At 56.6% G+C, this 15,928-nt stretch carries 13 protein-coding genes; 6 read left to right on the forward strand and 7 right to left on the reverse strand.

The annotated features are described in order from the left end of the window. Positions 1–565 precede the first annotated feature (565 nt). Positions 566–1,159, reverse strand: coding sequence for a LysE family translocator (locus PW844_RS04605; RefSeq protein WP_299448402.1), 594 nt, complete (start codon positions 1,157–1,159; stop codon positions 566–568). Positions 1,160–1,294: 135 nt separating this feature from the next. Between PW844_RS04605 and PW844_RS04610 the strand changes: the two genes are divergently transcribed. Beyond that, entirely contained in the window at positions 1,295–2,785 is a 1,491-nt protein-coding gene (locus PW844_RS04610; protein WP_299448404.1) for a PLP-dependent aminotransferase family protein, read from the forward strand. On the opposite strand, the gene PW844_RS04615 is transcribed toward PW844_RS04610, so the two are convergent. Continuing rightward, the gene (locus PW844_RS04615; RefSeq protein WP_208716864.1) at positions 2,752–3,375 is read right to left on the reverse strand and encodes a glutathione S-transferase family protein; all 624 of its coding nucleotides are present in this window, start codon (positions 3,373–3,375) and stop codon (positions 2,752–2,754) included. The genes PW844_RS04610 and PW844_RS04615 overlap by 34 nt on opposite strands. A gap of 114 nt (positions 3,376–3,489) precedes the next feature. Between PW844_RS04615 and PW844_RS04620 the strand changes: the two genes are divergently transcribed. Then, positions 3,490–4,338 carry a PhzF family phenazine biosynthesis protein gene (locus tag PW844_RS04620; protein WP_299448407.1) on the forward strand — a complete coding sequence of 283 codons (849 nt, stop codon included), beginning with the start codon at positions 3,490–3,492 and terminating at the stop codon, positions 4,336–4,338. Positions 4,339–4,414: 76 nt separating this feature from the next. Here PW844_RS04620 and PW844_RS04625 read toward each other — a convergent pair whose 3' ends face one another. Continuing rightward, entirely contained in the window at positions 4,415–5,173 is a 759-nt protein-coding gene (locus PW844_RS04625; RefSeq protein WP_299448409.1) for an SDR family oxidoreductase, read from the reverse strand. A 115-nt stretch (positions 5,174–5,288) separates the two neighbouring features. Here PW844_RS04625 and PW844_RS04630 point away from each other — a divergent pair, with 115 nt between their 5' ends. The 3 genes from PW844_RS04630 (at position 5,289) to PW844_RS04640 (ending at position 8,860) form a co-directional block, all read left to right on the forward strand. Continuing rightward, positions 5,289–6,188: a LysR family transcriptional regulator gene (locus tag PW844_RS04630; RefSeq protein ID WP_299448411.1), complete on the forward strand. Its 900-nt coding sequence runs from the start codon at positions 5,289–5,291 to the stop codon at positions 6,186–6,188. Positions 6,189–6,227: 39 nt separating this feature from the next. Next, a complete protein-coding gene (gene yhjD / locus PW844_RS04635; protein ID WP_299448413.1) occupies positions 6,228–7,235 on the forward strand; it encodes an inner membrane protein YhjD in 1,008 nt (335 codons plus the stop codon). 290 nt (positions 7,236–7,525) lie between these two features. Next, positions 7,526–8,860 (forward strand): MFS transporter, encoded by a 1,335-nt coding sequence (locus PW844_RS04640; protein WP_299448415.1) that lies wholly within the window; start codon positions 7,526–7,528, stop codon positions 8,858–8,860. A gap of 150 nt (positions 8,861–9,010) precedes the next feature. On the opposite strand, the gene ilvC is transcribed toward PW844_RS04640, so the two are convergent. Then, complete coding sequence (gene ilvC / locus PW844_RS04645) at positions 9,011–10,486, reverse strand: ketol-acid reductoisomerase (protein WP_299448417.1); 1,476 nt, start codon at positions 10,484–10,486, stop codon at positions 9,011–9,013. Positions 10,487–10,646: 160 nt separating this feature from the next. Here ilvC and ilvY point away from each other — a divergent pair, with 160 nt between their 5' ends. Further along, positions 10,647–11,528, forward strand: coding sequence for an HTH-type transcriptional activator IlvY (ilvY, locus tag PW844_RS04650; RefSeq protein WP_084877799.1), 882 nt, complete (start codon positions 10,647–10,649; stop codon positions 11,526–11,528). On the opposite strand, the gene ilvA is transcribed toward ilvY, so the two are convergent. The 3 genes from ilvA to ilvE are packed head-to-tail and all read right to left on the reverse strand — an operon-like array spanning position 11,529 to position 15,920. Then, the gene (gene ilvA, locus PW844_RS04655) at positions 11,529–13,076 is read right to left on the reverse strand and encodes a threonine ammonia-lyase, biosynthetic (protein WP_299448420.1); all 1,548 of its coding nucleotides are present in this window, start codon (positions 13,074–13,076) and stop codon (positions 11,529–11,531) included. A 3-nt stretch (positions 13,077–13,079) separates the two neighbouring features. Beyond that, positions 13,080–14,930: a dihydroxy-acid dehydratase gene (gene ilvD, locus PW844_RS04660; protein WP_299448422.1), complete on the reverse strand. Its 1,851-nt coding sequence runs from the start codon at positions 14,928–14,930 to the stop codon at positions 13,080–13,082. Between the two features lie 60 nt (positions 14,931–14,990). Continuing rightward, on the reverse strand, positions 14,991–15,920 hold the full coding sequence (gene ilvE / locus PW844_RS04665) for a branched-chain-amino-acid transaminase (RefSeq protein ID WP_299448424.1): 930 nt from the start codon (positions 15,918–15,920) through the stop codon (positions 14,991–14,993). Between the last annotated feature and the right edge of the window lie 8 nt (positions 15,921–15,928).

Below are 15,928 nucleotides of genomic sequence, written 5' to 3' on the forward strand. Positions count from 1 at the left end.
TATGTGCAGGCGGACGGGCAAAGGTCCGAGGGCGCGGACCTTTGCAATCCGCGCCCTGCGGCGTCCTCGCGCAGCGCTTCGCGCTATTCCCTCGCTTATCACTCAGGCCAACGGACCGCGCGGATTCGCCATCCATGGCTCATGCCGCCCTCTCGCCGCATCCATGCGGCTCGTCCTGGCCTTCACTCTGCACTCGGCGCTGCGAATGCCGCCCACACCCCCGCCTGCAGGACCATTTAATAAAAAAAACAAACAACAACAGAAAAACCCCGGAAAGTCATTGCTGTTGCAGCGGTGGGGTGAGCGCCATCCGGACTCGCTGAGCGCGGGAACGATTCCAGGATGAGCAGCATGGATGCGGCGAAAGGCGGCGTTGAGCAGGAGCGAATCGACGCCGGTCCGTCGGAAGCGTGAGTAAGCGAAGGGACCGCGAAGCGGCGAGGCAGGCGGCGCGGGGCCGGGGAATGCAAAGGGGACGGCCAGGTCCCCTTTGCTCGGTCGCCGCACCGGCGAACTGCAACTGCCGGTGCATGTAGCGAACGAAACCGCGTTATAGCAAACGAAATCACGCCGCAGCGAGCGAAATCGCGTCAACCAACATCCATCCTGTTGTCGCCACCAGCGACAATGCCATCAAACTATTAAACGCCTGGCGTTTCCACGCCACCTGTAAATGGCTACGCAACTGATCCCCCAGCGCCGCCCAAATCAAAATACAGGGCAGGTTAAGCAGCGCGAACCCCAGTACCACCGCCATCACCCCGTTGCTGTTGGCATACATCAGCGCCACGTTGGTCGCCATCAGCCAGGCTTTAGGGTTGACCGCCTGGAAGCAGGCTCCGGCGAAGACGGTCATCGGCTGGACGCTTTCCCGCGCCTGCGGTGCCCCCGCACGAAAGATCTTCCACGACAGCCACAGCAGATAGCCACATCCCACCAGCGTCAACGGCAGGCGCACCGCGCTCATCCAGTTCAGTAACACCTCCAGCGCCATCCCCGCCAGTACCACCTGTACCGCACACCCCAGCAGAATGCCGAACACCATCGGCAGGGTGCGCTTCAGGCCAAAATTGACCCCGGAGGTGGCGAGCAGCAGGTTATTCGGGCCCGGTGTGATCGACATAACGGTGACATAACTGAAAAAAGAGGGATCGAGCATGATGCGGTTCCTGATTGGTCAACATGGCTTCATGCTAATCGTGACGGAACAATGGAAACAGAGACACAAAATGACTATTGTTATGGTTACAGTTTATCAGAAAATCAATTGTACCCATCATGTGTGGAGGCTTTTGTGTCCCTTCCTCTTTCGACCGGCCAGACGCTGTATCAGCAGCTGGCCGATAGCTTTGCCGAGTCCATCCATCAGGGCACCCTTAAGCCCGGTAAACGCCTGCCTGCGATTCGCCGCGTGGCGCAATCGCATCAGGTCAGTATCAATACCGTGCTGAATGCCTGGCAAATCCTGGAAGATCGCGGCCTGATTGAAGCACGACCGCAGTCCGGATATTACGTGCGCACCGTATTGCCTGCGGTGACGCGCCCGGTACAGAAACTGCGGGCGAAAGAGGATGATCCCAGCGCTCAAAAGCTGGAACTGATTGAGCAGGTGTTCGCCGCGCAGAATAACCCGGATTACACCAATATCTCGCTGGCGTGCCCGCAGGATAGCGAACTGTTTCCCGCCGCCCGACTGAGCCGCATTACTGCTTCACTGCTGCGGCGCGATCCGGACCTTATCGGGCGCTACGTGCTTCCGCCCGGTAGTAAGCGCTTACGGGAGGAGATTGCCCGCCGCAGCCTGCATGTTGGCATCAATCTGACGGTAGATGACATCACCCTCACCCACGGCTGTATGGAAGCGTTGCAACTGGCGCTGCGGGCAGTCACCAAACCGGGCGACTGCGTCGGGCTGGAATCGCCCACCTACTTCTTTCTCTTCCCGCTGCTGGCTTCGCTGGGCCTGAAGGCGCTGGAGATCCCCACCGACCCGCAGCAGGGATTATCGCTGGACGCGCTGGAGATGCTGCTACAGGAACAACGGATTCAGGCGCTAATCGCCATGCCCGGGGCACAGAATCCGCTTGGCTACGTGATGCCGCTGGCAAATAAGAAGCGTCTGGCGAAGTTGGTGAACACTTACCATCTTCCACTGATCGAAGATGGTTTGTACGATGAATTGCAGTTTGACTGGCCGCTATCGCCGCCGGTTAAGGCGTTCGACAACGAGGGCTGGGTGATTTATTGCACCAGCTTTACCAAAACCGTGGCACCGGATTTCCGTGTGGGCTGGACCGCTGCCGGGCGTTTTCACGAAAAAATTGCCCGACTGAAGGCGGTATCGTCGATGTCGGAGTCGCGTCTGCTGAGCGAGGTGCTGGCGGAATTTCTTGCCAGTGGCGGTTACGATCACCATCTGCGCACGCTGCGTCGCCGTTATGCCGCCAATCTGGATGCAGCGCGCGGCATTATCGCCCGACATTTTCCCCAGGGCACCCGCGCTACCCTGCCACGCGGCGGCTTTGTGTTTTGGGTCGAACTGCCGGGCAAAGTCGATACCGTGGAGATGTTTCAGCGGCTGTTGCAGGAACAAATTTGTCTCACGCCGGGTGCGCTTTATTCACTGAGCGAACGCTACACCCATGCACTGCGCCTCTCCTGCTGCTATCCGTTCGATGCGCGTTATACCTGGGCGCTGGAACGTACCGGCGCGCTGGCCTGTGAATTAAGCGGCCTGCCGCCGGGCCAGGATCAGGGCGTGCCGTTGCGGCCCCAGGTGGTGTAGCCTTCGCGCTCAGTGAGACGTTCGTAATAGGTGCGTACCGCCGGTAAATCGGCATGTTCGAGTGGGGTTTCAAACCAGCGGTTCACCGCCAGACCAATGGGAATATCCGCCAGCGTGAAGTTGCGCCCTGCGACGTAGCGCCCGGTTTTTTCCAGCTGCTGGTTGAGAATGCCCATGGTGTGGTTCCAGCCTTTGCAGGCAGCGGCCAGCAGGCGTTCATCCTGATGTGCCGGTGAATTGCGCACCAGAGACATAAACGCGTAGCGCCATGAAGTGTTAAGTTCAGTAGCCTGCCAGTCCGTCCATTGATCGATCGGGGCGCGGGCGCGGGGATTTTCCGGATAGAGCCATTCGCCGCCGTAACTGGTAGCCAGGTAACGCAGGATGGCATTGGATTCCCACAGGACAAAATCGTCTTCGATAATCACCGGGATCATAGCATTGGGGTTGAGCGCCATAAATTCTGGCGAGTGCAGCGATTTGTTTTCATCACCCCAGACTTCATGCTCGTAAGGAATATCCAGCTCTGCACACAGCCACAGAACTTTACGCACGTTAATTGACGATGTGCGGCCAAGAATTTTTAACATAGCGAACTCCGGTTGCATAATTGTTAATCTATTCATAGCCCTATTGATTACCTTTAGCAATCAACATCATGTAAATCCGGATTTCAAGACAACCTCAATGAGGAAGGAGTGACAATGAAGGTCGCATTTAAACAAGTGGATGTCTTTACCTCATCAGCCTTTCGCGGCAACCCGCTGGCGGTGATCATGGATGCGCAGGGACTCAGTGATGTGCAGCTGGCCGCCATTGCACGCTGGACCAATTTGTCGGAAACCACCTTTGTACTGCCGCCCGAAGATGCCGCGGCGGATTATCGCGTGCGTATCTTCACCCCTGGCGGTGAACTGCCGTTTGCCGGACATCCCACGCTCGGCACGGCCCATGCGCTGCTGGAAGCGGGCTGGCCGCTGAAAACACCGGGTAAAATCGTGCAGGAATGCGGGGTCGGGCTGGTTGAGGTCAACATCAGTACCGATGGCGCTCTGGCGTTTGCCGCTCCGGCTGCTACCCTCACGCCGTTCGAGGATGCCCTGATCGGCAGCGCCATCAATAGCGATGCGCTGGATACCGTACACTCTCCGACGGTGGTGGATATGGGGATTCGCTGGCTGCTGCTGCCGATGACCAGTGCCCAGGCGGTGCGGGAGATTCGAGCTAATCCCAGCGATCTGCAACGTCTGCAAAAACATGCGAAGGTGAATGGCATCGCCCCGTTCGGACCTTTACCGCAGGGAGAAGGCGAGCAGTATGAAATCCGCGCCCTGTTTATCGAAAACGGTATCCTGGTGGAAGATCCGGTAACCGGCAGCGCCAACGCCTGTCTGGCACGCTATTTTGCCGCGCAGGGGCATACCGCTGACTACCGCGCCCGCCAGGGTAGCGTGATTCAGCGCGACGGACGTATTCAGGTGCGCTTCACGCCAGAGGCCATCTGGATTGGGGGTCAGACGGTGACGGTGATCGCAGGTACCATTGAACTCTAAGGCACCGATGTAAATTGCGCGATAAATCGCGCCGCTACGGTTTGTTGCGACGCAATTTATTGCGCGGGTTTTGATTTTACAGCGCCTGGCCGCCTGAGGCTTCGATACGCTGGGCGGTGATCCAGCCAGTTTCATCGCTCAGAATCGCACTGACGGCATCGCCGATATCATCCGGCAGGCCTACGCGTCCCAGCGCGGTGAGCGAGGCGATGGTGTCGTTGATTTCTTTGGTGTCGCGCACACGGCCACCGCCGAAGTCAGTTTCAATCGCTCCCGGTGCCAGGATATTGACGCGGATACGACGTTCGCCCAGTTCCTTCGCCTGGTAGCGCGTCAGCACTTCCATCGCCCCTTTCATTGAGGCATAGGTGCCGGAACCCGGATAGGTGAGGCGCGTCAGGCCGCTGGAGATATTCAGAATGCGGCCTCCATCGATAATCAACGGCAGCAGCTTCTGCGTCAGGAAGTACGGACCTTTAAAATGCACGTTGACCAGTGCATCAAACTCATCCTCAGTCGTCTCACTGAACAGTTTGTAATGACCGTGACCGGCGTTGTTCACTAAATAATCAAAGTTGTCACGCTGCCACAGCTTTTGCAGCGTCTCTTTCACCTGATCTTTGAACCCCTCAAACTGGTGGGTATCACCGACATCCAGCAACAGCGCGGCGGCACGGGCACCCAGCGCTTCAATTTCCTTCACCACCGCCTGCGCTTCTTCCTGATGGCTCCGATACGTGAAAATGATATCCGTGCCTTTCGCCGCCAGTTTTAGTGCGGCATTCTTACCTAAACCGCGGTTGCCACCGGTAATCAACGCAATTTTGTGACTCATGATTCGCTCCTGTTGCAAAATTGAACACGTTTAAAGGATATTCTCTGAAGTCTGATCTATAAACTCGTTGTAATGCGCTGCACTGTTTCACTAACAACAACAATCGGTGAACAACATGGATAAAATTCACGCAATGCAAGTTTTTGTGCGGGTGGCAGAAATGGGCAGTTTTACCCGTGCAGCAGAAAGTCTCGGTTTGCCGAAAGGCAGCGTATCGCGTCAGTTGCAGGCGCTGGAAAATCAAATGGGTACACGGCTGCTGCATCGCACCACGCGTCGTGTCCACCTCACTCAGGATGGGCTGGTTTATTACGATCGCTGCCTCGATTTGCTGTCGATGCTGGATGATATGGACAGCCTGTTTCAGCATGATCCGGCGACACTCAGCGGCAAACTGCGCGTGGATATGTCGGTCGCGATGGCCACCGGTTTTATCCTGCCGCGCCTGCCGGAGTTTTTGCAGCACTACCCCGGCATCGAGATTGAGCTTAGCAGCAGCGATCGCCAGGTGGATGTGATCCGCGAGGGATTTGACTGCGTTATCCGCGTCGGTGAACTGAAAGATTCCGGCCTGATCGCCCGTAAAATCGGAACTCATGCCTTGATTAACTGCGCCAGTCCCCATTACCTTTCCCGCTTCGGCAGGCCGGTACGGCTGGAAGATTTGTCGCAACACGCGATGGTGCATTACACCCAGCAACTGGGGCAGCCATCACCAGGCTTTGAATATTTCGATGGCAAACAAAGCCATTTCATTCAGACCGGCGGTGTAGTGACGGTGAACAGCACCGAAACCTATCGCGCCGCCTGTATCGCCGGGCTGGGCATTATTCAGGTTCCGGCCATTGGCGTGCAGCCGTTGCTGGAATCCGGGCAACTGGTGGAGGTACTGCATCACTTCCCGGCCAAACCGATGCCAATCTCCCTGCTCTATCCACACCGGCGCAATGTGGCACGACGCGTACGGGTGTTTATGGAGTGGCTGAGCCAGGTTCTGCAGGAGTACGTGACCTGACGGGCTATAATTAACATTTCGCAGTGAACAGGATGATGAATGTCTATGACAGACAAAGATAATCAGCAGCAGGCGGCTGGACAAAAGCCGCTGATCGATCTCAAAACCGGTAATCAACACGTGGACCGCTCGATTGTACGCGTCTCGCGGTTCGCCACCTGGTTTCAGGCCATCCCGGCGGTGGCACATTTTTTGCGTGCGCTGGAGCGATTCAACGATCGCCTCGGCAGCCAGTTCGGTGCCGCCATTACCTATTTTTCGTTTCTCTCATTGATACCGATTTTGATGGTCTCCTTTGCGGCGGTTGGCTTTGTGCTGGCGTCGAATCAGGATTTACTCACGGAGTTGATCAACAAAATCGTTAACAGTATCAGCGATCCTAATCTGGCCAATACCCTGAAAAGCACCGTCAACACGGCGATTCAGCAACGCGCCACCGTCGGCCTGACCGGGCTGTTATTAGCGCTGTATTCCGGGATTAACTGGATGGGGAACCTGCGCGAGGCGATTCGCGCGCAGTCCCGCGATGTGTGGGAGCGTAAACCGGACGATCAGGAGAAATTCTGGAAGAAATACATTCGCGACTTTATCTCGCTCACCGGCCTGATGCTGGCGCTGGTGATCACGCTGTCGCTGACGTCGGTTGCCGGGGCCGCCCAGGCAGCGATTGTGCACGCGCTGGGGCTGGATCATATTGAGTGGCTGCGTCCGGCGATGACCGTCATTGCACTGGCCATCTCCATTTTTGCTAACTATCTGCTGTTTCTGTGGATTTTCTGGATCCTGCCGCGCCACAAGCCACGCAAGAAAGCGTTGTTCCGCGGCACGCTGCTGGCCGCCATTGGTTTTGAGGTGATTAAGTTTGTCATGACAATTACCCTGCCGAAGCTGGCGACATCCCCGTCTGGTGCAGCTTTCGGTTCGGTGTTGGGTCTGATGGCCTTTTTCTACTTCTTTGCGCGTCTGACGCTGTTCTGCGCAGCCTGGATCGCTACCGCCCGATACAAAGACGATAAAGAAATGCCGCAGCCCCATCAGCAACAGTAAGCTGCCGCAGTTCGTTACATTTGCCGCAACAGCAAAAAATGTTTCCCGCAGACTGTTTTTACGGCAAAAGACAGCAGGAATCGCTAAAGGGTCACTTTTATTTGGCCCTTTTGCAGAGATTCCCGCCAAAAAACCGGCTGTAACCCTTTCCATTCGCCGCCGATGGCGTGAACTCAGAAATTATCCTCTTTTTCGCCGAAAAAGCCTGTTATGACGCGGTTTTTCGCCATTGAATGACGCAATACAGGTGCGTAAGATTCTTTGTTTCTATTTACAATTAAGAAACAGTTATGCAAGCCTCCATCACCGAATCAATCGACAAAAAACAAGACGACACGCCGGTCAATTCTCGCGGCAAAGTGGTCGTTGCGTCTCTTGTCGGCACCGCCATCGAATTTTTCGATTTTTATATTTACGCCACTGCGGCGGTTATTGTTTTTCCCCATATTTTCTTCCCACAGGGTGATGCCACAGTCGCAACGCTCCAGTCGCTGGCAACCTTCGCCATCGCGTTTGTGGCGCGTCCGATCGGTTCTGCCGTGTTTGGCCACTTTGGTGACCGTGTGGGCCGTAAGGCAACCCTGGTGGCTTCACTGCTGACCATGGGGGTTTCTACCGTGGTGATCGGCCTGCTGCCAGGTTATCAGACCATTGGCGTGGCCGCACCGCTGCTGCTGGCACTGGCGCGTTTTGGTCAGGGTCTGGGCCTGGGTGGTGAATGGGGTGGCGCAGCGTTGCTGGCGACCGAAAATGCCCCGGCAAAAAAACGTGCCCTTTACGGTTCGTTCCCACAGCTGGGTGCACCGATCGGCTTCTTCTTCGCTAACGGGACTTTCCTGCTGCTCTCCTGGTTGCTGACAGACGAACAGTTCATGCAGTGGGGCTGGCGCGTACCCTTCATTCTCTCTGCGGTGCTGGTGATTATTGGCCTGTATGTGCGTGTCTCGCTGAACGAAAGCCCGGTGTTTGCCAAAGTTAAGAAAGAGAAAAAACAGGTACGTGTACCGATTGGCACGCTGCTGAGCAAGCATTGGCTTGCCACCATTCTCGGCACCTTTATCATGCTCGCCACTTATACGCTGTTCTATATCATGACCGTGTACTCCATGAGCTACGGCACCGCACCTGCGCCGGTGGGCCTCGGTTATTCACGCAACAGCTTCCTGTGGATGCTGATGGTGGCGGTGATTGGTTTTGGTGTGATGGTGCCGATTGCTGGCCTGCTGGCAGACCGTTTTGGTCGTCGCAAAACCATGATCACCATTACCCTGATGATTATCGCCTTTGCCTTTATGTTCCCGGCACTGCTTGGTTCTGGTTCTCAGGTGCTGGTGATGGGCTTCCTGCTGCTCGGCCTGAGTATTATGGGCCTGACATTTGGCCCGATGGGTGCGCTGCTGCCGGAACTGTTCCCGACCGAAGTGCGTTATACCGGTGCTTCCTTCTCGTATAACCTGTCGTCGATTCTGGGTGCCTCCGTTGCGCCTTATATCGCCACCTGGCTGAACGCTAACTATGGTTTGCAGGCGGTCGGTTTCTATCTGGCTTCGATGGCGGCATTGACACTGATTGCGCTGATTGCCTGTAAAGAGACCAGCAGGCAGACACTGTACGAAGCGGTTTGATGCGGTTGATAGGGTAAATGCGAAACCCGGCTCTGGCCGGGTTTTTTATTGCCTAAAACCGCGCGATAAATCGCGCCTACAGGTGATGAGATATAAAAAAACCCCGGCGAGCCGGGGTTTTTCGTTGCTGAAAACTGTGTCGCGTACCGATTAACCGGCAACCGCGATACGTTTCATATCGGTCATGTAGCCACGCAGTTTGCGGCCAACTGCTTCGATCGGATGCTGACGAATCGCTTCGTTAACATCACGCAGCTGCGCGTTGTCTACCTGAGTGCCTTCCACTGCTTTACCCAGGTCGCCCGGTTGCAGAGTGGCCATGAACTCTTTCAGCAGCGGAACTGCCGCGAAGGAGAACAGGTAGTTGCCGTATTCTGCGGTATCAGAGATCACCACATTCATTTCATACAGACGCTTACGTGCGATGGTGTTAGCGATCAGCGGCAGCTCATGCAGTGATTCGTAGTAAGCTGACTCTTCGATGATGCCCGCGTCAATCATGGTTTCAAACGCCAGCTCAACGCCCGCTTTAACCATCGCAACCATCAGAACGCCTTTGTCGTAGTATTCCTGCTCTTCGATTTTACCTTCGAACTGTGCTGCAGTTTCGAACGCGGTTTTACCGGTCTCTTCACGCCAGGTCAGCAGGTTTTTGTCGTCGTTAGCCCAGTCAGCCATCATGCCAGAAGAGAATTCACCGGAGATGATGTCATCCATGTGCTTCTGGAACAGCGGAGCCATGATGCCTTTCAGCTGCTCAGACAGCGCATAAGCACGGATTTTAGCCGGGTTAGACAGGCGATCCATCATCAGGGTGATGCCGCCGAACTTCAGTGATTCGGTGATGGTTTCCCAGCCGAACTGAATCAGTTTCTCAACATAAGCCGCATCGTGACCTTCCGCCACCAGCTTGTCGAAGCACAGCAGAGAACCTGCCTGCAGCATGCCGCACAGAATGGTCTGCTCACCCATCAGGTCAGATTTCACTTCTGCAACGAAAGAAGATTCCAGCACGCCCGCACGGTCACCACCGGTGGCAGAAGCCCAGGCTTTCGCAATCGCCATACCTTCGCCTTTCGGATCGTTTTCCGGGTGAACCGCGATCAGAGTCGGCACGCCGAAACCACGCTTATATTCTTCACGAACTTCAGTACCTGGGCACTTCGGTGCAACCATCACTACAGTGATGTCTTTACGGATAGTTTCGCCCACTTCAACGATGTTGAAACCGTGTGAGTAGCCCAGCGCTGCACCGTCTTTCATCATCGGCTGTACTGCCTGAACGACTGCAGAGTGCTGTTTGTCCGGCGTCAGGTTAACGACCAGGTCCGCCTGCGGGATCAGCTCTTCATAAGTACCCACTTTGAAGCCGTTATCGGTCGCTTTGCGGAAAGAGGCACGTTTCTCAGCAATCGCTTCAGCACGCAGCGCGTAAGACACATCCAGGCCAGAGTCACGCATGTTCAGACCCTGGTTCAGGCCCTGAGCGCCACAGCCAACGATGACCACTTTTTTCCCTTTCAGGAAGCTTGCGCCATCCGCGAATTCATCGCGAGCCATGAAACGACATTTGCCTAACTGCGCTAACTGGTTGCGCAGATTCAATGTGTTGAAGTAGTTAGCCATGGGTACTCCGGTTAGATGTTGTGTTTGCTTTGTTCAGTAACGACGTCATCAGTAGCGCCGCGAATGACCCCATCATATGACAGGAAATCTGTTGCTTAAATTGATATATTAACAACGCCACATTGCAGGATTTGCAATATTACTTTGAGGTTACCCGCGCATGGATTTACGAGACCTGAAACTCTTCCTCCATCTGGCCGAAAGTTGCCACTTTGGCCGCACGGCGCGTGCCATGCATGTGAGTCCGTCCACCTTGTCGCGCCAGATCCAGCGGCTGGAAGAGGATGTCGGCCACGCGCTGTTTCTGCGTGATAATCGCACTGTGACGCTGACCGAAGCCGGTGAACGGCTACGTCAGTTTGCTCAGCAAACCCTGCTGCAATATCAGCAACTGCGTCATGTGATGGACCTGAACGGTCCGTCTCTCAGTGGCGAGCTGCGCCTGTTCTGTTCGGTGACGGCGGCCTACAGCCATCTGCCACCGATTCTCGATCGCTTTCGTGCCGAACATCCGCAGGTGGAAATTAAACTGACGACCGGCGATGCCGCTGATGCGATCGAGATGGTGCAGTCCGGTGAGGCCGACCTGGCGATTGCCGGTCGTCCTGAATCGCTGCCTGCCAGCATAGATTTTACGCCACTTGGGCTGATTCCGCTGGTGCTGATTGCCCCGGCGCTACCTTGTCCGGTCCGCAGCCAGGCGACACAGGACGAGCCTGACTGGTCCCTGATTCCGTTTATCCTGCCGGAACAAGGGCCTGCGCGACGTGGCATTGATTTGTGGTTCCGCCGCCGCCGTATCCCCAATCCGCTGATTTATGCCACGGTATCGGGCCATGAAGCGATTGTGTCGATGGTGGCGCTGGGCTGTGGCATTGCGCTGCTGCCGGATGTGGTGCTGGAAAACAGCCCGGAGCCGGTGCGTAATCGCGTGCTGGTGCTGGAGAATGTCGAGTCGGTTGCGCCACTCGAACTGGGCGTGTGCGTACAAAAAAAGCGGCTCGGGGAGCCGCTTATCAATGCTTTCTGGAACCTGCTGTAATTACTGACCCGCGAGGAAGAAGCGGAACGCCGGGTTATTGACTTCATCGTGGAAGTCATAACCCAGCGCCATGAGATGCTCCTCAAAGCGCGGCTCATCCTCACCCAGCTCAAACGCCGCCAGCACCCGACCGTAATCCGTACCGTGGCTGCGATAGTGGAACAGCGAGATATTCCAGTGCGTACCCAGCGTTTGCAGGAACTTCAGCAACGCGCCGGGTGCTTCCGGGAATTCAAAGCTGAACAGACGTTCACGCAGCGGTTTGGAGGGACGGCCACCCACCATGTAGCGCACGTGCAGCTTGGCCATCTCATCGTCGGACAAATCCACCACGTTATAGCCACCCTGCGTCAGCTGGCTGATGATTTCACTGCGCTCCTCCAGCCCGCGCGTTAAACGCACGCCGACGAAGATGCAGGCGTTGTCGGCATCCGCGTAACGATAGTTGAACTCGGTCACTGACCGACCACCCAGCGTCTGGCAAAACTTCAGGAAGCTGCCCTGCTGCTCAGGAATGGTTACCGCCAGCAGCGCTTCACGCTGCTCGCCCAGTTCGCAACGCTCGGAGACGTAGCGCAGACCGTGGAAATTCACGTTCGCCCCGGAGAGGACATGCGCCAGACGTTCGCCTTTGATGTCGTGCTGCTGGATGTATTTCTTCATCCCGGCCAGCGCCAGTGCCCCGGAAGGCTCCGCCACCGCACGCACATCCTCAAACAAATCCTTGACCGCCGCGCAGATGGCATCGCTATCCACGGTGATGATGTCGTCGATATATTCCTGGCACAGACGGAAGGTTTCGTCGCCGATACGCTTCACCGCCACGCCTTCAGCAAACAAGCCCACACGCGCCAGATCGACCGGATGACCGGCATCCAGCGCCGCTTTCAGGCAGGCAGAATCTTCGGACTCGACGGCGATCACTTTGATCTGCGGCATCAGCTGCTTGATCAACACCGCCACACCCGCCGCCAGACCGCCGCCGCCCACTGGCACGAACACGCGATCAAGATGCGCATCCTGTTGCAGCAGTTCCATCGCCAGCGTCCCCTGTCCGGCGATCACCGCCGGATGGTCAAACGGTGGCACGAAGGTGTAACCCTGCTGCTCCGCCAGTTCAATCGCCTTGGCTTTCGCCTCGTCGAAGTTGGCTCCATAGAGGTAAGCCTCACCGCCAAATGCGCGCACTGCATCAACCTTGATATCTGCCGTGGCCAGCGGCATCACAATCAGTGATTTGATGCCAAGCCGGCTGGCCGAGAGCGCCACGCCCTGCGCATGGTTACCGGCCGATGCCGTCACCACGCCGCGCGCTTTTTGCTCTTCGTTTAGCCCGGCAATCATCGCGTAAGCCCCACGCAGCTTAAAGCTGTGCACCGGCTGACGATCTTCACGCTTCACCAGAATGGTGTTGCCAAGACGCGATGAAATTTTTTCCATTTTCTGTAACGGCGTCACCTGGGCGATTTCATACACCGGTGAACGCAATACCGCGCGCAAATACTCCGCGCCGCAGGGCGCCGCGGGTAGCGGTTGAGACTCAGCCATCTGTTAGCCTCCCAGCTTGGACTTATCGCGCACCGCGCCTTTGTCAGCGCTGGTCGCGAGTGATGCGTAAGCACGCAGCGCGAAGGAAACCTGACGCTCACGGCCATGCGGCGTATACGCCTCATCGCCACGCGCTTCTTCCTCTTCACGACGGGCGTGCAGTTCGTTGTCCGGCACCGCCAGCTTGATGCCACGGTTCGGGATGTCGATTTCGATGATGTCGCCATCTTTCACCAGCGCGATGGTGCCGCCGCTACCAGCTTCCGGTGAAGCGTGACCAATGGACAGACCTGAAGTACCGCCAGAGAAACGACCATCGGTGATCAGTGCACAGCTTTTGCCGAGACCCATCGATTTCAGGTAGGTGGTCGGATACAGCATTTCCTGCATGCCCGGCCCGCCTTTCGGCCCTTCGTAGCGAATGACGACCACATCGCCAGCGACAACTTTACCGCCGAGGATGGCTTCCACCGCATCATCCTGGCTTTCGTATACTTTGGCCGGACCTTTGAAGGTGAGGATTTCTTTATCCACGCCTGCGGTTTTCACGATACAACCGTCTTCCGCCAGGTTGCCGTACAGCACGGCCAGACCGCCGTCCTGCGAGAAGGCGAATTCACGGGTACGGATACAACCTTCCTGACGATCGTCATCCAGCGTGTCCCAACGGCAATCCTGCGAGAAGGCCTGGGTGGTACGGATACCTGCCGGGCCGGCGCGGAACATCTTTTTCACCGCTTCGTCTTTGGTCAGCATGATGTCGTACTGGTCCAGCGTCTCGCGCAGGTTCAGACCCAGTACGTTGCGCACGTCGGTGTGCAGCAGACCGGCACGATCCAGCTCGCCGAGGATACCGATAACGCCACCCGCACGGTGTACGTCTTCCATGTGATATTTCTGGGTGCTCGGTGCCACTTTGCACAGATGCGGCACTTTGCGCGACAGACGGTCAATATCGGAGATGTTGAAATCGATCTCGCCTTCCTGCGCTGCGGCCAGCAGGTGCAGTACGGTGTTGGTGGAACCGCCCATGGCGATATCCAGCGTCATGGCGTTTTCAAATGCCGCTTTGCTGGCGATGTTGCGCGGCAGTACGCGCTCATCATCCTGCTCGTAATATTGTTTGGTCAGGTTAACGATGCGCTTACCGGCATTGATAAACAGATCTTTGCGGTCGGCGTGGGTCGCCAGCAGCGAACCGTTACCCGGCTGCGACAGACCCAGCGCTTCGGTCAGGCAGTTCATCGAGTTGGCGGTGAACATACCAGAACAGGAACCACAGGTTGGACAGGCGGAGCGCTCGATTTGCTCGCTGTCGGCGTCGCTGACGTTCGGGTTGGCACCCTGAATCATCGCATCCACCAAATCCAGCTTGATGATTTTGTCAGACAGTTTGGTTTTACCCGCTTCCATCGGGCCGCCGGAAACAAAGATCACCGGGATGTTGAGGCGCAGTGAAGCCATCAGCATGCCGGGGGTGATTTTGTCGCAGTTGGAGATGCAGACCATCGCATCGGCACAGTGGGCGTTAACCATGTACTCGACGGAGTCAGCAATCAGCTCGCGCGAAGGCAGTGAATACAGCATGCCGCCATGACCCATGGCGATACCGTCATCCACTGCAATGGTGTTGAACTCTTTAGCCACACCACCAGCCGCTTCGATTTGTTCAGCGACCAGTTTGCCGAGATCGCGCAGGTGGACGTGGCCTGGCACGAATTGGGTGAATGAGTTGACCACGGCGATAATCGGCTTACCGAAATCGGCGTCGGTCATTCCTGTCGCGCGCCACAAGGCACGGGCACCCGCCATGTTACGGCCATGGGTGGTGGTGGCGGAACGGTACTTAGGCATGCTCTATTTACTCCAGTAAGAAAGGGCACGCGGACGCCTGAACGCCCGCGCAAAGTCTTGTTATGCGTTAACCGGATCCAGCCAGCCCCATTTGTCTTCAGTTTCGCCGGTGAACAGGCCAAAGAACGCCTGCTGAATGCGTTTGGTCACCGGACCGCATTTGCCTGCGCCAACCTGGATACCGTCTACGCTACGTACCGGGGTGATTTCCGCTGCAGTACCGGACATGAACACTTCGTCAGCCAGGTACAGTGATTCGCGTGACAGTACCTGCTCGCGCACTTCGATACCCATGTCTTTTGCCAGTTTGATGATGGCGTCACGGGTGATGCCAGGCAGCGCAGAAGAGGTGAACGGCGGCGTGAACAGGATGCCATCTTTCACTTCGAACAGGTTTTCACCGGCCCCTTCTGAAATATAGCCGTTGGTGTCGAGAGCGATACCTTCCTGATAACCGTGGCGGCGCGCTTCGCTACCTACCAGCAGAGAAGACAGGTAGTTACCACCGGCTTTTGCCGCAGTCGGCAGGGTGTTCGGTGCCACGCGGTTCCAGGAAGACACCATCGCGTCGATGCCCTGCTCCAGCGCTTCGGCACCCAGGTAAGCACCCCACGGGAACGCGGCGATGATCACATCGGTGGTGTAGCCATCTGGCGGGTTCACACCCAGGCCCACGTCGCCCACGAAAGCCAGCGGACGGATGTAGGCGCTTTTCAGTTTATTGACGCGCAGCACTTCGCGGCAGGCTTCCATCAGCTCATCTACGCTGGCTTCGATCGGGAAGCGGTAGATTTTGGCGGAGTCGTGCAGACGCTGCATGTGTTCGCGATGACGGAACACCACCGGGCCTTTGTGAGAGTCGTAGCAACGCACGCCCTCAAACACAGAAGTACCGTAATGCAACGCGTGAGACATGACGCTAACCTTAGCGTCTTCCCACTTAACCATCTCCCCATTGAACCAAATAAAGTCTGCTTTCTTCGTACTCATTGTTATTT

Source organism: Pantoea sp., from assembly GCF_028283705.1.
Lineage (GTDB): Bacteria > Pseudomonadota > Gammaproteobacteria > Enterobacterales > Enterobacteriaceae > Pantoea.